At 52.6% G+C, this 18,546-nt stretch carries 18 protein-coding genes and 1 riboswitch; of the genes, 9 read left to right on the top strand and 9 right to left on the bottom strand.

The features are described from left to right. Positions 1–318 precede the first annotated feature (318 nt). The 3 genes from repC to repA form a co-directional block, all read right to left on the bottom strand. Complete coding sequence (gene repC / locus M2418_RS13770) at positions 319–1,533, bottom strand: plasmid replication protein RepC (RefSeq protein WP_259147189.1); 1,215 nt, start codon at positions 1,531–1,533, stop codon at positions 319–321. A gap of 195 nt (positions 1,534–1,728) precedes the next feature. Continuing rightward, on the bottom strand, positions 1,729–2,760 hold the full coding sequence (gene repB / locus M2418_RS13765) for a plasmid partitioning protein RepB (RefSeq protein WP_259147187.1): 1,032 nt from the start codon (positions 2,758–2,760) through the stop codon (positions 1,729–1,731). Beyond that, entirely contained in the window at positions 2,757–3,980 is a 1,224-nt protein-coding gene (gene repA, locus M2418_RS13760; protein WP_192489028.1) for a plasmid partitioning protein RepA, read from the bottom strand. Before repA ends, repB begins: the two co-directional genes overlap by 4 nt. A 635-nt stretch (positions 3,981–4,615) precedes the next feature. Here repA and M2418_RS13755 point away from each other — a divergent pair. Both M2418_RS13755 and M2418_RS13750 read left to right on the top strand, forming a co-directional pair. After that, positions 4,616–6,376 carry an acyl-CoA dehydrogenase family protein gene (locus tag M2418_RS13755; protein WP_259147186.1) on the top strand — a complete coding sequence of 587 codons (1,761 nt, stop codon included), beginning with the start codon at positions 4,616–4,618 and terminating at the stop codon, positions 6,374–6,376. Between the two features lie 209 nt (positions 6,377–6,585). After that, positions 6,586–7,461, top strand: a complete 876-nt coding sequence (locus tag M2418_RS13750) for a transporter substrate-binding domain-containing protein (protein ID WP_405049419.1) — start codon at positions 6,586–6,588, stop codon at positions 7,459–7,461. 21 nt (positions 7,462–7,482) lie between these two features. Here M2418_RS13750 and M2418_RS13745 read toward each other — a convergent pair whose 3' ends face one another. Then, positions 7,483–8,424 carry a methyltransferase domain-containing protein gene (locus M2418_RS13745; RefSeq protein ID WP_259147184.1) on the bottom strand — a complete coding sequence of 314 codons (942 nt, stop codon included), beginning with the start codon at positions 8,422–8,424 and terminating at the stop codon, positions 7,483–7,485. Positions 8,425–8,568: 144 nt separating this feature from the next. Here M2418_RS13745 and M2418_RS13740 point away from each other — a divergent pair, with 144 nt between their 5' ends. Further along, positions 8,569–8,835 (top strand): DUF6460 domain-containing protein, encoded by a 267-nt coding sequence (locus tag M2418_RS13740; RefSeq protein WP_192489032.1) that lies wholly within the window; start codon positions 8,569–8,571, stop codon positions 8,833–8,835. Between the two features lies 1 nt (position 8,836). Beyond that, positions 8,837–9,331 carry a CAP domain-containing protein gene (locus tag M2418_RS13735; protein WP_250984995.1) on the top strand — a complete coding sequence of 165 codons (495 nt, stop codon included), beginning with the start codon at positions 8,837–8,839 and terminating at the stop codon, positions 9,329–9,331. Between the two features lie 48 nt (positions 9,332–9,379). On the opposite strand, the gene M2418_RS13730 is transcribed toward M2418_RS13735, so the two are convergent. Both M2418_RS13730 and M2418_RS13725 read right to left on the bottom strand, forming a co-directional pair. After that, a complete protein-coding gene (locus M2418_RS13730; protein ID WP_250984994.1) occupies positions 9,380–10,471 on the bottom strand; it encodes a quinone-dependent dihydroorotate dehydrogenase in 1,092 nt (363 codons plus the stop codon). After that, on the bottom strand, positions 10,468–10,818 hold the full coding sequence (locus M2418_RS13725) for a DUF952 domain-containing protein (RefSeq protein WP_250985123.1): 351 nt from the start codon (positions 10,816–10,818) through the stop codon (positions 10,468–10,470). Before M2418_RS13725 ends, M2418_RS13730 begins: the two co-directional genes overlap by 4 nt. 252 nt (positions 10,819–11,070) lie before the next feature. Here M2418_RS13725 and M2418_RS13720 point away from each other — a divergent pair, with 252 nt between their 5' ends. Both M2418_RS13720 and M2418_RS13715 read left to right on the top strand, forming a co-directional pair. Beyond that, complete coding sequence (locus tag M2418_RS13720; RefSeq protein ID WP_192489035.1) at positions 11,071–11,721, top strand: response regulator transcription factor; 651 nt, start codon at positions 11,071–11,073, stop codon at positions 11,719–11,721. Positions 11,722–11,837: 116 nt separating this feature from the next. After that, positions 11,838–12,509, top strand: a complete 672-nt coding sequence (locus tag M2418_RS13715) for a helix-turn-helix transcriptional regulator (protein WP_250985122.1) — start codon at positions 11,838–11,840, stop codon at positions 12,507–12,509. A gap of 5 nt (positions 12,510–12,514) precedes the next feature. Here the strand turns inward: M2418_RS13715 and M2418_RS13710 are convergent, their stop codons facing one another. Further along, positions 12,515–12,649 carry a hypothetical protein gene (locus tag M2418_RS13710; RefSeq protein ID WP_259147181.1) on the bottom strand — a complete coding sequence of 45 codons (135 nt, stop codon included), beginning with the start codon at positions 12,647–12,649 and terminating at the stop codon, positions 12,515–12,517. Positions 12,650–12,757: 108 nt separating this feature from the next. Here M2418_RS13710 and M2418_RS13705 point away from each other — a divergent pair, with 108 nt between their 5' ends. From M2418_RS13705 to M2418_RS13695, 3 genes are all read left to right on the top strand, one after another. Then, positions 12,758–13,396, top strand: a complete 639-nt coding sequence (locus M2418_RS13705) for a YitT family protein (protein ID WP_250984992.1) — start codon at positions 12,758–12,760, stop codon at positions 13,394–13,396. A gap of 78 nt (positions 13,397–13,474) precedes the next feature. Then, on the top strand, positions 13,475–13,780 hold the full coding sequence (locus tag M2418_RS13700; protein ID WP_250984991.1) for an XRE family transcriptional regulator: 306 nt from the start codon (positions 13,475–13,477) through the stop codon (positions 13,778–13,780). A gap of 280 nt (positions 13,781–14,060) precedes the next feature. Beyond that, entirely contained in the window at positions 14,061–16,301 is a 2,241-nt protein-coding gene (locus M2418_RS13695; RefSeq protein ID WP_259147180.1) for a methyl-accepting chemotaxis protein, read from the top strand. 73 nt (positions 16,302–16,374) lie between these two features. Here M2418_RS13695 and ribB read toward each other — a convergent pair whose 3' ends face one another. Beyond that, on the bottom strand, positions 16,375–17,001 hold the full coding sequence (ribB, locus tag M2418_RS13690; RefSeq protein ID WP_259147178.1) for a 3,4-dihydroxy-2-butanone-4-phosphate synthase: 627 nt from the start codon (positions 16,999–17,001) through the stop codon (positions 16,375–16,377). 129 nt (positions 17,002–17,130) lie between these two features. Next, a riboswitch (FMN riboswitch) is annotated at positions 17,131–17,277 on the bottom strand. A 190-nt stretch (positions 17,278–17,467) separates the two neighbouring features. Further along, entirely contained in the window at positions 17,468–18,490 is a 1,023-nt protein-coding gene (locus M2418_RS13685; protein ID WP_250984988.1) for a LacI family DNA-binding transcriptional regulator, read from the bottom strand. Positions 18,491–18,546 lie beyond the last annotated feature (56 nt).

Below are 18,546 nucleotides of genomic sequence, written 5' to 3'. Positions count from 1 at the left end.
AAATCTCGCTAAGCGCGAGCTGACCTCACTATTTTCTCTCGGCCTGGAAATATGCCGAGCCATCGGGCCAAAATCTCACCAACAGTAGCAGTGGCATTTCGAAACAAATTCTGTTTCCATTTAATGCCACTTGCGAAATCGACTTTAAGTCCGCCGGTTCGCTGCAATCTTCCACACTCGGCTGCCAGCGATTAATGCTTCCGACATCAGTCGACTACCATCGTCTTGCTATGAACCACCGACCGATTTCGGAAATCAGACGTTGGACTTTTATAAAGACAAACCCCGACAAGCTCATTTGCACATGACACCACCGCGTCACCCCGCCTGGCGTTGATTAGTCCCAGCCACTCTCAGCAGAGCCATCAACATTGGTCCCAATGAGAATTCGCCAAGTGCTGTGCGTTTGGTCAAATCGCGCAGATACCCGCCAGCTGAATTGATGTGCTGTGCTCGTTCCAGAATGCAGGCGATAGCAACCGCCGCATTTTCAGGGCCCATGACTTCGCACGCCGACTGATAGGCGGACGGGCTGACACCCAGCATTGAGCGAACAGTCACCGCGGCACTCATCAAATCGCGCCAATTCTCAATAACGCCGGACGGACCATAGGGCACAATCTCGGGGCAGGCGCGAAGCACCATACCCAAAGGAAATGCCTTCAGCTCCACATTCGGCTTGGCTGTTTTGACACCAAGTTTCGGGTCGAGCTCATTTTCTGAGCTAGCTTCAAGTTCATTAAGAGACTTGGTATTTGAATTCTGTTTGTGCCGCTCAAAATGATCTGCATTGCCGCTTATATTATTTGAATTAGCTAGTGTTTCCAGCAGATTGAGTACCTCTGCCCTGAGCATCAGCATCTCATCGAGCAGCGAATTCAGTTCATCGGTCGTCGGCGACCTTGGAATACGCGCAACCAGCTCGTTGTAAACTTCTTCAACAGCATGCCAATCGCCGTCTGCCTCTTCGTCGATCGCGGCCGAGATGAGCTTGCGAACATCGCGTCGGCATATCGTTAGAGCTTCTTTTGACCGTCTGAACTTCGCACGCTCTGCAGCCACCTCTTGCGCCAGGTGTGCAAATTCTTCTGCTCGTGCAAGTATTGGTGAAAGGTCAAAACCGAAAGCGTCCTGGACTTCCCCTGAACGACCTTTGCGGGCGAACCGCTTGCCATTAGCGCTGTCTTTGCGGACAATAAGACCTGCTCCAACCAATGCTGCCAAATGCCGGCGTAATGTTGCATCCGCCATGCCATGGGCGCGAACTGAAAGACTTGCGTTTGATGGAAATACGATGAGCTGGTCACCCTGACGCAGTTCTGTTTCAGGATAAAAGCTCAAAAGCGCATCAAGCACTGCAAGTGATCTGTCCTGCACGCCGAGCATACCTCGAGCTTCGCACACATCACGAAACACTTTCCACTTATCGGCGGTTTTACCGGATTGAATCTGAGCCGAAGCGACTTGCCGTTTCATCAGGTCAAGCGTCATCGGCCGCCGCCCAAAGGGCGTCGTTACATTGACAGGTTGCATCTTCTTTTACCTCTTTTAAGGCAACAGAAATCCGCTCACCAAAAAGATGCCGAAAACTCTTGACTGTGAATCATGGAAATGCGATTCTCGAAGTGCTAAATCTGAGAGAGGCTTCCATGCGGCAACGTTTGGGGGCCTTTTTCTTTTGCGGTAAATACCTTTCTTCGTTTTCGATCAACAAGATAGCTTGTGCTATCAGTTGTTCTTTTTTGCGCGTTGAAGCGAAAACTGCTCGACGAGTGTCGGCAATTGCTCAGCAACAAACTTGATGAATTCCTTGCCAAGCTGATCCTCGGCAGAAATGCGAACTTCTTTTGCGGACGTATTCAGTGCCACGAGACGATCACCATTGGCGTCGAGTATCTCGGTCGGTGCCTTTTCGGTGACCGTCGGCTTGATGGCTTCCAGCACATTCTGGAACCGCTTGTCTGATGTCAGCAACTTACCACCGCCATCGGCAAGAGTTTTCCGGATTACCTCCAGAGCATTCTTGTTGGCGCTGATGCGCTTAGCGAAATCGACCCAACGCGGTCGACCAATCTTTGGCGCCCGCCCAATGGCCTCAATCACGTCGGCTGGTACTGTGCGGTAAACGCCACGCATCCGCGCCAGTTCGGCGTCATCGATTGAAAGCGCCGCATAAATGTCGCGCGGCTTTATCCCGGCCATATCCATACGCGATGCAAACAAGGCACGCTCAATCCAGCTCAAATCCTGTCGGCTGGCATTTTCAATACCCTGCGCGACAACAAGATCCAGGTCGGAAATATCCACTTCCATTGCCTGAACCGGCTTTCCCAGTTCCTTGGCGGCGAGCCACCGGCGATGACCGTAGACAATTTGATAGCGGCCGGCTGCCGTTGGGTGTTTGCGAACCTGAATAGGTACCTTCTGTCCGTCAGTCTCAATCGACGTCTTGAAGGCCTGAAATGCATCCGGGTCATCTTCCGGCAAACGGTCCGGATAGGGCGAGGGGTCAACAACGGCGGTGTCGAGCATCAGCAGTGAACCACCACCAGCCTCTACCAAAGCTTTCAAACGGTCACGCTCGGCACGAATATCATCGATGGCACGATGTGCAGCACCAATGACACCAGCTCCCACACGATTGTTGGCAGCCTGAGGTGCCACTGCCGGTGCAGATACCTCACCCTTCAGGTGATTTTCCAACTCAGCCGAAAGCAGTCCGAAACTGGCCACGATCGATTTGCGAGATCCTTTGCTCATTTGCGCCCCCAACTGCTATTGATCAAATCAATGATCGCTTCGTTCACGGCATCGACGGCTTCGCGAGCACGTTTATGAGTATCCCGGCCGATCTGTCCCATCTCCAGTTCATAGAGGGAACGTTTGGCAAGTCCGGCCGCTTCCACGGCTGTGCTTTCAATCGATGTTGGCAACAGAACATCGGTGCCAAACAGGTGACGTAGCATTGCCACCACTTGGGACTGAGGCCCATCATTCGGGTCATGACGTGTAATCAAATACCGTATGAAATCTTGATCGAGCTGCGCGCCGCTCTCGTTGAGAACGCCGATCAAATCACCCATCATCAATAGAAACTGGCTCATCGACGCGACATCCAACATGGCAGGATGCACAGTGATGATCATGCTGGTGGCAGCGTAGATAGCGCTCAACGTCAGAAAGCCAAGAGATGGCGGCGTATCCAGGATAACGATATCATAGTCGTCCTGAACCTCATCAAGAGCCAACTTCAGTCGTTCGAAAAAGATCGCGCCGGAACTGGACTTATTGGCGAGTACACGCGGTGTCTCATGTTCATATTCCATGACCTCAAGATTGCCGGGTATCAGATCAATACCGTCAAAATAGGTCTTGCGGATAATGTCGCGAATTGGACGCCGCTCAGCATCTTCATAGCGCAGCGCCGCATATATTGTCTCGTTTGCACCAACATCCACTTCAGGCTGCGCACCAAACATCGCTGACAACGAAGCCTGTGGGTCCAGGTCAAGCGCCAGCACCCGATAGCCTTGCAGAGCGAGGTAGTGCGCGAGATGGACACAGGTTGTCGTCTTGGCACTACCGCCCTTGAAGTTAGCGATCGCCAACACCTGCAAATGTTCACCAGCACGCCGACGCGGCAGAAAACGAAGCGCGTCGGCGGGCTTCTGCTTGGCAAACAGTTCGCGCAGCTCATTAATTTGCGGAAGAGTGTAAACTCGGTGATTGTTCTCCAACCGACTCGGAACGGGTCCACGTCCTTCGCTGGACATCAGTTTCAGGGTGGAGTCAGGAATGGACGTCAATCTGGAAACCTCATTGGTCATAAAATGACGCAATGATTTTTCAGCCTTTGGGGGATACATACGAGTTCTGAGTTGCTGCAATTGACCAGACAAAACGGTAGCGTGACGCATGATTTTACTACCAGCGTCTTCCTTCACTACAGCTTTGGCGCCTGCACGCTCAACTATCGTCATATTCTCCCCTTGGCGGCATTTTGTCGGTTTGCCGACCTATGCCCGCCAAGACGTAGAACATGATTCTGACACTTCGTCCAGAAGTGAAGGTTAACAGTGCTTTTACACCACAGAAAACAACGCTCTAGCCGTTTACACTTAAGGCGGAAACCGGGAGAATTTTATAATAAAACTAAATTAGCAAAATCATTTTTCTATATATAATTCAAATAATTACCTATGTCACTCTTGAGTGACTTTATTTTGAAAGCACAGCTACCCGCAGATACCCGCCTGTTGAGTGCAGAGCCGTCAACTGTTAGCCATTTCATTATCAGACTGACACATTCAGACGGTTCATTCATCAAAAACCGCGAATCATTGCCGCCCCTGCCAGAGGTCAGCGGCAACAAGAATGCATTATACTTACACGTTAGCTGAACCCTGTTTCCGCACATATTGCCTGACTCAGTAATGGCAAAGACCATTCAAGGCGCCACCTAACTGTCGACCCTTCAACCGAGAGACCGGTATAGATTCGTGAAAATTTTCGTTCTTGAAAAGTGTAACAGTCGTTTGGTACATTGAGGGTCAAACAGGTGGTGTGCCATCATCCCTGTAAGGACGCGGCATTCCAAGGGTGGAGGAAATCTGAAATGGCGCCATATACCGCACCGGTTGATGATATCGGGTTTCTGCTGGAGAGAATTTTCAACTTCGATGCTGTTATGCAAGACCTCCAGGGATTTGAGGAGGTCAATGCCGAACTTGCGGTCACCGTCATGGAAGAGGCCGGTAAGTTTGCAACGGGTGTGCTGGAACCGATTAATCGGGCTGGTGATGAGGAGGGTTCCACTCTGGAAAACGGCGTGGTCCGCACACCGAAAGGAATGGCGGACGCCTACAAGACATTCGTCGAAGCGGGTTGGGGCGGGCTATCCGGTGATCCGGAGTTTGGCGGCCAGGGGCTTCCTCGAGTACTGCAACTGCTGCTGGATGAGATGATGGCTTCGGCCAATCTGTCATTTGGGCTTTTCCCAGGCCTGACGCGGGGCGCCGCTGAAGCAATTGCCCACCATGCTGACGACACCTTGAAACAGACATACCTATCCAAAATGACCTCAGGTGAATGGACAGGCGCAATGGCTCTCACCGAGGCATCGGCCGGCACTGATCTTGGTCTGCTGAGCACACGGGCCGAACCGGTTGGTGACGGCAGCTACAAGCTCAAAGGCACCAAAATATTCATTTCCTCAGGCGACCACGACTTTGACGGCAATATCATCCACCTAGTATTGGCACGTCTGCCAGATGCCCCGAAAGGCGTGAAAGGCATAAGCCTGTTTCTGGCGCCGAAATTCCTTGTCAACGCGGATGGTAGCCTGGGTGATCGCAACACCATGTCCGTTGGCTCGCTGGAACACAAGATGGGTATCCACGCCCAACCAACCTGCGTCATGAATTATGACGGAGCGACAGCGTGGCTTGTTGGTGAGGCAGGTCGTGGGCTGAACGCCATGTTCACGATGATGAATGCCGAGCGACTTATGGTCGGCATTCAAGGGTTGGGCATTGCTGAAGCGGCCGTACAAAAAGCGAGCGATTACGCACGTCAGCGTTTACAAGGCCGCTCAGCAGATGGCGCGCACAGTCCGGTGCCAATTATCGAACATCCTGACGTGCGCAAGATGCTGTTGACCGGACGCAGTTTTATCGAAGCCGCGCGCGCCCTGGCGGTATGGACAGCCTTGCAAATGGACACCGCAGACCGGCATTCGGGTGAAAAGACAAGGAATGAGGCCGGCAATCTGGTGGCGCTTTTGACACCTGTCGTGAAAGCGTCTTTCACCGACTTCGGCTTCGAAACTGCAGTGCTGGCCCAGCAGGTATTTGGCGGGCACGGTTACATCCGCGAATGGGGTATGGAGCAGTTTGTCAGAGATGCCAGAATTACCCAGATTTATGAGGGTACCAATGGCGTACAGGCGCTTGATCTCGTAAGCCGCAAATTACCACTTGAGAACGGTGGAGTGGTGCGAGGTTTGTTCAAAACAATGCGCCAGGACATGCAAAGTGCTGCCAAGACAGACGCAGCGAAAACAATCGCTGAAAGTTCTCTTGCCGCGTTAAAGCAGTTGGAAGCCGTTACGGAAACCCTGTTTTCGCGCCAAAGTGACGCCGCCTTTACGGGCGCTGCGGCAACCGATTATCAGCGGATGTTTGCCCTTGTGTGCTTCGGCTGGATGTGGGCAAAAATGGCAAAAGAAGCGGCCGGCAAAACAAACGATTTCGAACGTCGAAAAACTGTGCTTGCAGATTTTTTTGCCCATCGCATGTTGCCACAAACCGAGGCTTTGGCCAAAGCCATTAAGAACGGCGCGCTTTCAATCATGGCGCTTGATGCGGAGCTGTTTTAACAAACAGCAGGCATCTGATCAGATCGGCACCAAAATTCAGGTGGGCCAGCTTTTCTGGCTCACTTCGGTTATCATCACCTATCGCTGCAAAAAACAGCTGACAATTTTTAGACATGGATAGTGACCGTTCGGTTGTATATTCAGTATGTAGCATTCTGTTACACTGCCACTGAACTGATGGCCTCCTACATCCAAGATGGATCATGCCCATGCCCCGCCAGCTTGCACCGCTGAAGTTACCGAGCCTTTCGATATTTCTAGCAACGCTGGGCATTCTGTTCAGTGCGCCGGCAGAAAGCGCTGAGAAGAATACCGATGGCATGCTTCCGGTCTTGTTTGATACACGCGAGCGTCTTCCTAGCGCCAATATCTCTGACATAAGCAGCATTCGTTTCCTGATGTCGGTTGATTTTCCGCCGTTTAATTTCACCGACCAGAATGGCCGCCTGACCGGCTTTAACGTCGATCTGGTGCGCGAAGTCTGTGCGCAGCTGAAAATGGACGCAAAGTGCCAGATGCAGGCCCTGCCGTTTGATGAGCTGGAAGCGGCCGTGGAGATGGGTGAGGGGGATGCAGTCGTTTCTGGCATGGCGGTCACCGGTTCGCTGCGCCAGCGTTTTTCGTTTTCCCGTCCCTATATGATGCTGCCAGCGCGTTTTGTCGCCAACAAGAATGCCAAGTTGCAAGGTAGTGCAGCAACTGCACTGGCCAAACGCAAGGTCGGTGTTGTCGCTGACTCTCGCCACCAGGCAATGCTGAAAGCCTTTTTCCCTGACATTACCAGCACCGAATATAAAAATTACGACGAGCTGTTCGAGGCTGTCAAAACCGGTGCTGTAGATACCATTTTTGCCGATGGATTGCGTTTGCCATTCTGGGTATCTGGCGCAGCGTCAGCGGATTGTTGTGAGCTGTTTGACGGGCCCTATATGTCCGACAAATTCCTGGGTGAAGGTCTGACGATTATGGCGAATGATCCCGAAAATGTCCTCATCCCGGCTTTTGATCAGGCGCTGGCGACCTTGTCACGCAATGGCAAGCTGGACGAGATCTATCGCCGCTATTTTCCGCGTGGCCTTTACTGAGGCATCACGCTTCACGCTCTTTCAATCGGCCTTACGTGCAATGAACAGGATACCCGTGATAGGTTTACCTGCATCCATTCGGATGGTGGTCCGCACGCTCTCCAACAGGTCGAAACCTTTTTTCGCCAAGAGATCACAGACATAATCGAAGGAATGAGCGTATCGCAGCGAAGGGCGAAGCGTGAAGCCAGTTTTATCGCCAGCATCCTCAACGGAAAAGGCGAATATGCCTTTTGGCATCAACAGGCTTTCGGTCAGGTCAAATACCGTCGCAAGGCTTCCGAGATACATCAACACGTCGGCCGCAGCGACAAGATCAGCACGATGTTGGACAAAACTTTCAGTAAATAAGGCGGATTCTTCTGGCCCCAACGCCAGATCGGCCTGTCCGAGATAGTCATATATCTCTTTTTCTTCTGCCTTGGACAGCATGTTGGCAGAGATATCAAAGCCTTCAAGCCTGCCTGCCATGGATTTGATTTCAACACCCAGCAGGCCAGTTCCACACCCAATATCAACAACACAGTGAAACGAAGGGGTGGGGATATTTTTTTCGATCAGGGCCGTAAGTTTGGCCGGAACGGAATATTCGAGTTTTTCAACCAGTGCCGTTTCAAACCGTACGGCATATTCATCGAATAATTCCTCGACATAACGGCTGGGGGGTTGATCGGGCACCTCCGCGGCCCCAAGAACAGCGAGCTTCAGGCTGGCTGCAAATATCCCCTCTGGGTCCAAGGATACCACCCTTTCGTAGGCAGATATTGCGCCTCCCTTATCTCCGGATTTCTCTTGATATTCCCCCAGTTTAAACCATCCCGCTGGCCAGTTGGGGGCCAGTTCCAGGGCTTGCGCCATAAGTTCGGTCGCGGCGAGGTGGTCGCCGCTTTCAGCAAGCATTCGGGCATAATCCGCCCGGCGGTCTACGATTACGTCACCGGAAGAAAATTGGGTTGAGGCCATAGCAATATCCTGAAGCGATGGCGCTAATTGCAGCAGTCATAAAAAAACTCAAGTCTTATTTCATTCACGCAGCGCTCATACATATAGAAATAGGGTTGCAGGCAGGCGTTGCCTTTCATATCTCTGTCCCAAAAGGAGAAAACAATGGCTGGTGATGTGAACAGGTTCCTCGGGGATAGTCCCGCTCGCACCGTACTGAAGCTGGTGGTCGTATCATTGATCGTCGGTTTTTTGATGGCGATCTTTGGCGTTGACCCATGGGATCTCGTCTACAGCATCCGCAATTTCATTCTCGATATCTGGCACAGTGGTTTTGCCGCACTCGGGAAAATTGGCGATTACCTGATACTGGGAGCGACCATCGTCATTCCTATTTTCATCATCCTGCGAATTTTCAACTACCGCCGTTGATATGACCTTGCAAAACATACCAAAAATCTCGCGCAGAAACATTCTTGCAGTCTCAGCAACTGTCTTGCTGTCGGCCTGCGTATCATCACGCGCACCAAAGCTCTCGGGTAATACCTCGGATGAAACCGGCGCCGCATTGGCGATGGTTAACAAGCTTCGTGAAGGGCGCGGACTTTCGCCCTTAAGCGCCAACACACGTGCGCGACAGGCGGCAGCAAGCCAGGCGGTTCGCATGGCAAAAGCCGACAAGATGTCCCATCTCATCGGTTTGGGCGACAGCTTCCTCAGCCGTATGAAAAGCCACTCTGTGCCACTTCCTGCTGCGGAAAATATTGCCAGCGGCCAGGCAGAGGTGCAGAGAGCGGTTCAGGCCTGGATTGATTCTCCAAAGCATCTGGAAAACATGCTGGGCAATTATCATGGTCTTGGCGTTGCCGTGGCACGGGATGCGTCTTCAGGAAATCGGCCTTATTGGGCGATGGTGCTTTCAAGCTAACCGCCCAATAGAGACAAATTCAAACCACCTGCAAAATCAGCAAATGGCTCAATCGAGCTGTTTGCTGGCCCATTTATCCACTGCGCTGTCGCGCAACTCCGTTATCGACGAGACCTTTTCTCGATCCATCAGGTTCGAGAGACCACGGATAATCCGTGACGGCAGCGTTGGACCTTCATAGACCATGCACGAATAAAGCTGCAGCAAGTCAGCGCCAGCGCGGACTTTCTCAATGGCTGTCTCAGCAGAGGAAATACCGCCTGCACCAATAATCGGCAGGGACTTGCCAACGCGCTGTCTAACCTTGGCCAGCACGGCGGTCGAACGCTCGAACAATGGTGTACCAGACAGGCCGCCAGCTTCGCCATTATGGGGGCCAGCCTTCAAACCCGCCCGAGATAGCGTGGTGTTGGACACGATCAAACCGTCGAGGTCATGTTCCAGCGCTTCTGCCGCAATGTCATCCAACCCTTCCTCCGTCAAATCGGGCGCGATCTTCAGAAAAACCGGAATACGTTTGCCGCTGGCTGCCGCCAGTGCATCTCGCTTGCTCAGCACGGCCGACAGAAGAACAGCAAGGCTTTCCCGTGCCTGCAAGTCACGCAACCCAGGTGTGTTCGGAGAAGAGATATTGGCTGTGAAATAAGAGGCAACCGAATAGAATTTGTCGATACCGGCAACATAATCGGCAACCCGGTCTGCACTGTCCTTGTTGGCGCCAATGTTAACGCCGACGAGGCCATTCAACCGCCCCGCTGACAGGCGTTCAAATGCCACCTCATGGCCCTCATTGTTGAAACCCAAGCGATTGATGACGGCATTATCCTGCGTCAATCTGAAAATGCGTGGTTTCGGGTTACCGTCCTGTGGTTTCGGCGTCAGAGTTCCAACTTCAGTGAAACCAAAACCCAGCTTCAACAGCGCATTTGGCACTTCAGCATTCTTGTCGTAACCGGCAGCCATGCCCAGCGGATTGGAAAATCGAATTCCGGCAACTGTCTGAACCAGACGGGGATCTGCCGCAGGCGCGCAGCTTGGCACGAGACCGCTTTTCAGCGCCTTGATCGACAAACCATGCGCTGTTTCAGGATCAAGCATAAACAGACCGCGACGGCCAATCGACGACAGAAAATCGTTCATTCTGATAGCTCCGGAAAAACATGAAGACCATCTGCACCAAGTGGCAGAGGTTTTTCCCACAAGACAGCATCAAGCGGTAAAGCAGCGTAGAGATGCGGAAACAGATCGCCGCCCCTTGACGGTTCAAAGACGAGAGCCTCACCCAGTTTCGCCGCCTCTACTGCAATAAGCAGCAGATCGTTTTGACCGGAAAAGTGCCGTGCCGCTGTTTCCAAAGCCTGGGCAGCCGTCGAGAAATGAATGAAGCCATCCTGAAGGTCGATCGACGCTCCGTCAAAAACACCTTTCTGGCGGGCAAGCTGCCAGAGTGCTTGCGGCACAATCTTGTAAATGACGGAAGCCACCATGCCAGTAAATCTCTGTGTGGGGTCAATGATGCCAGCCGATTTGCCCCAAAGGGATGCCCTTGTCCATCTTTCATCGACAAGTTTTACCGATTTCCGTTGGAAATAGCCAAAGACCCGCTTTTCAAACGCGTCATACAGCAACATCATGCGCCATAGAGTCAGCAATCAGTTGTATCTACTGGCGGGCAAGATTAAACTTTCCCGTTATAGGGCAAGCGAAAGCGTGCCCGTGCCCTTGGGAGGGGGCTTCCCATGACACAACTCACGATCATCATCGCGGACGACCACCCGTTATTTCGAGGTGCGTTGAAACAAGCCGTCAACGGCATTGATGCAGACCAGACCATTGTGGAGGCCGGGGATTTCGAAACGGCACATGCCGCAGCGCAGGAGCAGAAAGATGCGGACCTTTTGCTGCTCGATCTCGCCATGCCGGGGGTCAGCGGCTTTTCAGGTCTGATGGCATTGCGCGCCGAGTTCTCAAGCCTGCCGATTGTCATCGTGTCTGCCACCGACGACACGACAACAGTCCGCCGCGCCATTGAACTGGGCGCATCTGGTTTCATTTCGAAATCTGCCGGCATTGATGAGTTGCGCAAAAGCATTCAGACGGTTTTGAACGGGGGAATTTCAACACCGAACGGCTATCAGGACGGACGCGAACACGATCCTGACATTGCGGACCTCATCAACAGACTACGCACATTGACCCCACAACAGAGCCGCGTTCTCGGCATGCTTGGCGAAGGACTGCTTAACAAACAGATCGCTTATGCTCTGGGGGTGTCTGAAGCGACCATAAAGGCGCATGTCTCGGCAATCCTGCTCAAACTCAAGGTGGATAGCCGTACTCAGGCGGTCATACAGCTGTCGAAAATAAACAGCTCAGCCATGGTGGCATAGGGAGGAAAGGATTTTATTCCTTCTTCACTTTACTTTATCGTACCAATGTCTAACATGGGGCAGATGACAATAGGGGTGACTCACGTAACAACCCCCACTCATGGGTCCATACGCCAATGCTTTCACACGATGCGATCTGGAGCGCTATCGACAACCTTGCTGAACGCAATCAGTTGACCCCTTCCGGACTTGCGCGGCGGGCAGGGCTTGATCCTACGTCATTTAACAAATCCAAACGGCTGGGCCCTGATGGTCGTCAGCGCTGGCCATCGACAGAGTCAGTATCCAAGGTGCTGGAAGCGACCGGCGCAAGTGTCGACGACTTTTTTGGCATTGTCATAACCAACAGTGATACAAACGCTGCATTTCAAAACACCGCATTTTCACAAGCTGAACTTAGGGCAATACCCTTGCTAGGCTTTGCGCAGGCTGGATCCGGCGGCTTTTTTGACGATGGTGGCTTTCCTGCTGGTCAGGGCTGGGACGTTGTTGAGTTTCCAACCTCTCCGGCCGACAAGGCAGGTGTGTACGCTCTGGAAGTACAGGGCGAAAGCATGATGCCGCTCTACAGAGATGGCGATATTCTAATTGTCGAACCCGGCGCCCAAGTCAGACGTGGTGACCGTGTGGTGGTCAAAAGCCGTGACGGCGAAGTCATGGCAAAACTTCTCGCCCGTCAAAGCCCGCGCTCTATTGAATTGCTGTCCTTGAACCCGGCACACCCCAACCGAACATTTGACATCAGCGAAGTTGAGTGGATCGCCCGTATCATTTGGGCAAGCCAATAAGGTGTTCAAAAACGCGCCGATTTGCTGCTTGCTCCTGCAAGCAACACAACGCGTCGCCGTTTTTCATTTTTGCCGTTCTCACGGATATTAAAAAAGCCGTCTGCAACATTCTGTTTATTTCGCGCAAAGCCCTGTGACATAATGTTTTCTTGCATTTTTCATGATAGGTCAGCTTTGCTTACTTACCCTGCTTGATGAACCCTAGGGCGCAATGCAAAATAGCATGCATTAGCCCGAAAGGATGGGGAATGGTAAAGTCCAAAAGCGTCTATGGTATGTGGAAATCAGATCCGTCGCATCACTCTGCGGCCGAAGACATACAGGGCATATTTACCGGCAGCATGATCTCCGCTTTGGGCTTTTATTTCATGAATAAGGTCGGTCTGTTGACCGGCGGCACCGCAGGCGTCGCCTTCCTCATGCACTATGCATGGGGCATAAGCTTCGGCCTGCTATTTTTTGTCGTCAACCTGCCATTCTACTACCTGTCGTTCAAACGTCTGGGTGCGGCTTTTTCTCTGAAAACATTCATTGCCATTGCGCTGGTATCGGTGATTACCGAACTGGAATCCCGGATGCTGGTGATTGAAAGCATCAACCCCATCTGGGCGGCGCTGCTTGGCGGCCTGCTTTTGGGTTACGGCCTGTTGGCACTTTACCGACACAGGGCAAGTCTCGGGGGCATCGGCATTCTGGCAATATATATCCAGGACCGCTTCGGCATTCGCGCGGGCCTGATACAATTGGCATTCGATGCGGTTGTCATGCTGTGCGCCTTCACTGTGATCGATCCAATCACCGTTACCTATTCCATCCTTGGTGCGGTCGTGCTGAACATCTTCCTTGCCATCAATCACCGCGCCGATCGTTACATCGTGGTTCGGTGATGCTCATTCTTTCCTTTTCAGGCTAAACGAGATTATACTGCTTTGCATTGACCTTTTGAGACTGAAAGGGAAAGCAAAATGCCCATTCTGACCCCTGAACTCTGTCACGCAGCACGTGCCCTAGTTAAGGCCGATCAAGCCTTGCTCAGCGAGACATCTGGCGTTCCACTGAACCTGTTGAGACGGTTTGAAAGCGGCATCGAAACACCTCCCCAGAGCGTTCTGAGCGCCTTGAAATCCGCGCTTGAGGAACTCGGCGCTGTCTTTCTGCCTGAGGAAGGTAATGGCGCTGGCGTTCGCCTAAAGTTTGACCGCGAGGAAAGACAAGAAATCGTTGGTTGGGAAGGTGAGGGTGGAAGTGCTGCAGATGACAACGTCATCTAAAAAACAACCTGAAGGCAGAGATTTAAATCCTATAACAATCTCTTCCAAGCAGGTATCAATAATTCCCCCGGACGTGCAATGAATTCAAGCAAGATGAAATTTATACATGCACACCGATAATAAGTTGTAGATTGTAATTAATTCAATTTTTAGCGTTGTCATGCGAAAAGCCTGATATTCAGGGAGTATTCGGCGACATTGTCACCTCCTGTCACAGCCCGTATTGCTGTCGTGTGGAACGTGAAAACCCGAATACGACCTCATATCTCGGGGGAATCGCATGAAAATTTCAATAAAACACACTCTTGTGCTTGCCTTTGTCGGCTTAAGCCTCGCTGTTATTGGTTTGATGAGCAAAATGCTTGTCCAGGAAATTAAAACATACGATAATTCCTCCCGACTTTCAGAACTGGCACAATTGGACGCCAGCTTGTTTGATGGCCTGCTTGGCCTTCGAGGCGAACGTGGCGCCATATCCTCGGCAATCAAACTCGAAACTTCTGCCATCCAGTCAAGCCTCGTCAATCTCGAGACAGGCCGCAAGCAGGTCGATGGTGCCTTCAGCACAATTCGCACATTGGTCGACAATATCGGCTCCGGCGAAATTCAAAGCGCCACCACGCCGGTGCTGGATGCTTATGCCAAATGGACGTCCCAGCGCGCGGACATCGACAATGCGCTGAAGCAGGCTGTCGAAAGCCGTGATCCAGCATTGGGCAAACAAGTGCTGACTTTTGCTGACGGCATGTTGTCGGACCTGGAAAAGGCCGCCAACCGGGTAGAAGCGACAATCAACGGTCGGGAGCCCGGCATGATCATGTTCACGCAGTTGCGCTCGCTTGGATGGCAGGCTCGCACAAACGGTGGCGCGGCGAATTCGACGCTGGTCGGTGGATTGATTGCCAAAGAACCTCTGAGCGCTGCAAAGCTCGCGGAAATCTCCGTACAGGATGCCAAGGTTGACTTTGCACGCGACGTCATTGCCCAGATCGTCGCCAGCCCAACCGCACCTGAACAGCTCAAAAAGCTGTTCGACGTTGCGCAAAATTCATACTTCGGCGGCCCTTACGCGGCGCAAAAAGCCAAAGCCCTCGCAGCCTCCAAGGATGGTGTAGCCGTCGACATCAATGTCGATGATTGGCGCAAAGATGCAGCACCGGCACAGGCATCGCTTGCCGATATCGCATCCGCAGCGCTGGTCGAGATGACCGCCTTCACCGCTGCCAATGCAACATCGGCCACAAGATCAATCATCGCGTACTCCATCGCCACGCTCTTGATAACGGCCCTGTCACTGGTCGGCATTCTAACAATCATCTTCCGTATCACCAATCCGATCGCTGAGCTGACGGCCATCATGCGCAAGCTGGCCGGTGGCGATCTGTCTGTCACGGTTTCGGGTTCCAAACGCAGCGATGAAATCGGCGAAATGGCACGCGCAGTCGAAGTCTTCAAAGAGGCGGCCCTGCACAACAAGGCACTCGAGAGACAGGCAGACGAAAACCGTCGTGCGTCTGAGGCCGAACGCATCTCAATTCAGGAGCGTGCTGAACAGGAAGCAGAAGAGCGTCTCACAAAGGCAACATCCGGCCTTGCAAATGGTCTGAAGCGCCTTGCCTCCGGCGACATGCTTTGTGAGATCAATGAGAAATTCAGCGAGCAATTCGAAGCTCTGCGTGAAGATTTCAACAGATCCGTCCATCAGCTTCGCATTACGCTGGAGCAGGTCAACCAGACCGCGCAGAGCGTCAGCAATGGCAGTGGCGAAATCTCGACTGCGTCGGACCAGCTTTCCAAGCGGACAGAACAACAGGCGGCATCGCTTGAAGAAACCGCAGCCGCGCTTGAAGAGGTCACAACCAACGTTAAGCAGACCTCCGAGCGTGCGGGTGAAGCCCGTGAGATGGTACGTCACGCAAGCCAGCGAGCAGTTGCTTCAAGCACTGTTGTATCTAGCGCAGTCGAAGCCATGCAGAAGATAGAGATGGCCTCCGGGCAGATCAGCAATATCATCGGTGTCATTGATGAGATCGCTTTCCAAACCAACCTTCTGGCGTTGAATGCCGGTGTTGAAGCTGCGCGTGCCGGCGAAGCAGGCAAGGGCTTTGCGGTGGTTGCACAGGAAGTTCGCGAACTGGCACAGCGCTCTGCCAATGCGGCCAAAGAAATCAAAGCGCTGATCGGTAACTCCGAAGCTGCCGTCAATCAGGGCGTTACATTGGTGAATGATACCGGGAGCGGGTTGACCGAAATTGCCCAGCTTGTGACCGCTATCAATGAACACATGGACGCCATTGCGACAGCGGCCCGCGAGCAGGCTTCAGGCTTGGCGGAGATCAACACTTCCGTCAATCACATGGATCAAGTCACACAGCAGAACGCCGCAATGGTTGAGGAGATGAATGCCGCTGGCGCAAATCTCGCCGAAGAAAGTGGTCGTCTTTCCGACCTTCTTGCGCAGTTCAGAATGCAGGAGGGTAACCCCCAGCAAAACGGCTCGTATCGTCGCTATGCGGCGTAACGCTCCGCTCCATACCATCTGATGTCATCTAAACCGCTCCGCGAAAACGGAGCGGTTTAATTTTATCGCCTCATCAGGCTGCGACTTCCGTCACGGTGTTCTGCATGTAGGCAATCAGATCTTCGATCGTAACGAGCAGGATATTGTGCTGCTCCGCAAAGATCTCGAGCTGCGGCAGACGCGCCATGGTACCGTCATCATTGGCAATCTCGCAGATGACGCCCGAAGGCGACTTGCCGGCAAGTCTGCAAAGATCAACGGCAGCCTCGGTGTGCCCAGGACGACCCAAAACACCATTCGGATTGGCACGCAGTGGGAAAATATGGCCCGGACGCGCAAACTCATCCGGCTTTGCCGAAGGATCAAGCAAAGCCTTTACGGTCGCTGCGCGGTCCGCTGCAGAAATTCCGGTGGTCGTGCCGGGCAAATAGTCGACAGACACTGTGAATGCTGTTCTCAGAGACTCTGTATTGTTTGGCACCATCAATGGAATGTCGAGTTCATCAAGCCGTGAACCTTCCATAGACACGCAAATCAAGCCACGGGCCTTGTTCATCATGAAGGCGATCTTTTCAGCAGTCGCATCCTGCGATGCAAAAACGATATCACCTTCATTTTCGCGGTCCTGATCGTCAACAACGATCACCATTTCACCGCGAGCAATGGCCGAGATAGCATCTTCAATTTTAGAGATAGTCATTTCATAGTCTTTCAAGGGTTGAGCCAGAAGTCCGGCTTATGTTGCGCCAACCGTGCTTGGGGGCACTTCGGCAAAACTTCCCTTGGGCGAACAAACACTGCCCAACCACCCCGAAGGATGGCTGTCGTGACCTGCTCTCTTCTATCCGGACTATACCGTCGGCTCCGGCATCTCACCGGATCTGCTGACCTTCCGGCGGAACCGGAAGCGCTCGCGGGCTCCGGGATTACTCCCGATACCGCCGGTGGGGAATTGCACCCCGCCCTGAGAACAGGCTGAAGATAAGTGCATAGGCTGGCGAAATGCAAGGCGTGTTGATTTAAAAATCGATATTTAGATGATCGATACGCTGAACACTGTGTTGAATGAAAAAGATGTCTAAGCTTTGCAGCTAGCGTAGCAAATCATGTATGCAATCTGCCGATTTCTAATGGCAGTTACATGTCAGGCACCGCGCATCTTACGTTCAGGCGCTCTCTCTGGGAATCAGCTTGCCCAAAAACAGCCTGTCAAAATCCTTGTCTTCGGAACTGCCAAGCACCTCAACGAGATATTCGACCATATCGGTCAGTGGTTGGCGATAGGTCGTCAAACGATAATTCGGGCTATCTGCCTGTGGCACATCATCAAAACCGGCCACAGCGATGTCCTCCGGCACCCGCAGACCAAGTTTATGGCGGATGACATCAACAGCACCGAGCGCCAGAGCGTCGTTTTCGCAAACGATGATATCAGGCAGATTGGCCAAATCACGTCCAGTGAACGCCTTCATGATGACGTCAGCTGCCAGTTCAGGATCATAGGCGGGCACGCTTGCTGTTTCCGGTTCAACGCCAAAATAATCCCGCCAGCGGTCAACGAAGGTTTCCTTGCGCAACAAATGTGCGGAATAGGTGCGTGGTCCGGCCAGAAACATCGGACGTTTATAACCGCGATCACGGACGTAATTGGCAATTTCAGTCGTTGCATGCACGTCATCGACGGCAATAGAAATTGTATTCGGGTTACGAGATGTTCTGGCAAAAATGATCAGCTTACGAAACCGCCGGGCGTGCAGGGCGGTTTCCAGAACCTCGTCATCAAACTGAATACCAATCAGGATAACCGCATCAACCCGCCGCTGGCTGGCATTGAGCAAAGCATGTCCAGCATCGTCTTTGTTGAGGGTGTTGACGAGGAGAATGTCCCATCCCTCACGACGCAGGATCCGCGTCAATCGCTCCATCATCACCAGCTTATGAGGATTGGCGAAATCGTCAATGAGCAAAGCAACAAGATTGGTCCGATCAGAGGAGAGACTCGCTGCCCGGAGATCGGGAACATAACCAAGTCGTTCCGCCGCAGACATGACTTTTGCCAGGCTTTTCGGGGAAATAGAGGCGTCTTTGCGAAACGCACGGTTGACCGTCCACCGCGATACGCCAGCCTCAACCGCTACGTCATCCGCGGTAACGTTCGCGGCGAATAGAGGTTTCTTCTCTTGCGGCATAATCGTCTCCTCCTAACCTTATGTCGTGTATCGCGCTTCATTGATAGCTCCTTTTT

The sequence above is a fragment of the Rhizobium sp. BIGb0125 genome, from assembly GCF_024810055.1.
In the GTDB taxonomy this organism is placed as follows: Bacteria; Pseudomonadota; Alphaproteobacteria; order Rhizobiales; family Rhizobiaceae; genus Agrobacterium.
The sequence above is the reverse complement of the archived record's forward strand: the minus strand, read 5'-3'. Positions and strand labels throughout refer to the sequence as shown.

What these genes read in the sequence shown, in the direction of transcription:
- repC (WP_259147189.1), bottom strand. Translation starts at nt 1,533, where the DNA reads ATGCAACCTGTCAATGTAACGACGCCCTTTGGGCGGCGGCCGATGACG.
- repB (WP_259147187.1), bottom strand. Translation starts at nt 2,760, where the DNA reads ATGAGCAAAGGATCTCGCAAATCGATCGTGGCCAGTTTCGGACTGCTT.
- repA (WP_192489028.1), bottom strand. Translation starts at nt 3,980, where the DNA reads ATGACGATAGTTGAGCGTGCAGGCGCCAAAGCTGTAGTGAAGGAAGAC.
- M2418_RS13755 (WP_259147186.1), top strand. Translation starts at nt 4,616, where the DNA reads ATGGCGCCATATACCGCACCGGTTGATGATATCGGGTTTCTGCTGGAG.
- M2418_RS13750 (WP_405049419.1), top strand. Translation starts at nt 6,586, where the DNA reads ATGCCCCGCCAGCTTGCACCGCTGAAGTTACCGAGCCTTTCGATATTT.
- M2418_RS13745 (WP_259147184.1), bottom strand. Translation starts at nt 8,424, where the DNA reads ATGGCCTCAACCCAATTTTCTTCCGGTGACGTAATCGTAGACCGCCGG.
- M2418_RS13740 (WP_192489032.1), top strand. Translation starts at nt 8,569, where the DNA reads ATGGCTGGTGATGTGAACAGGTTCCTCGGGGATAGTCCCGCTCGCACC.
- M2418_RS13735 (WP_250984995.1), top strand. Translation starts at nt 8,837, where the DNA reads ATGACCTTGCAAAACATACCAAAAATCTCGCGCAGAAACATTCTTGCA.
- M2418_RS13730 (WP_250984994.1), bottom strand. Translation starts at nt 10,471, where the DNA reads ATGAACGATTTTCTGTCGTCGATTGGCCGTCGCGGTCTGTTTATGCTT.
- M2418_RS13725 (WP_250985123.1), bottom strand. Translation starts at nt 10,818, where the DNA reads ATGGTGGCTTCCGTCATTTACAAGATTGTGCCGCAAGCACTCTGGCAG.
- M2418_RS13720 (WP_192489035.1), top strand. Translation starts at nt 11,071, where the DNA reads ATGACACAACTCACGATCATCATCGCGGACGACCACCCGTTATTTCGA.
- M2418_RS13715 (WP_250985122.1), top strand. Translation starts at nt 11,838, where the DNA reads ATGCTTTCACACGATGCGATCTGGAGCGCTATCGACAACCTTGCTGAA.
- M2418_RS13710 (WP_259147181.1), bottom strand. Translation starts at nt 12,649, where the DNA reads ATGTCACAGGGCTTTGCGCGAAATAAACAGAATGTTGCAGACGGCTTT.
- M2418_RS13705 (WP_250984992.1), top strand. Translation starts at nt 12,758, where the DNA reads ATGGTAAAGTCCAAAAGCGTCTATGGTATGTGGAAATCAGATCCGTCG.
- M2418_RS13700 (WP_250984991.1), top strand. Translation starts at nt 13,475, where the DNA reads ATGCCCATTCTGACCCCTGAACTCTGTCACGCAGCACGTGCCCTAGTT.
- M2418_RS13695 (WP_259147180.1), top strand. Translation starts at nt 14,061, where the DNA reads ATGAAAATTTCAATAAAACACACTCTTGTGCTTGCCTTTGTCGGCTTA.
- ribB (WP_259147178.1), bottom strand. Translation starts at nt 17,001, where the DNA reads ATGACTATCTCTAAAATTGAAGATGCTATCTCGGCCATTGCTCGCGGT.
- M2418_RS13685 (WP_250984988.1), bottom strand. Translation starts at nt 18,490, where the DNA reads ATGCCGCAAGAGAAGAAACCTCTATTCGCCGCGAACGTTACCGCGGAT.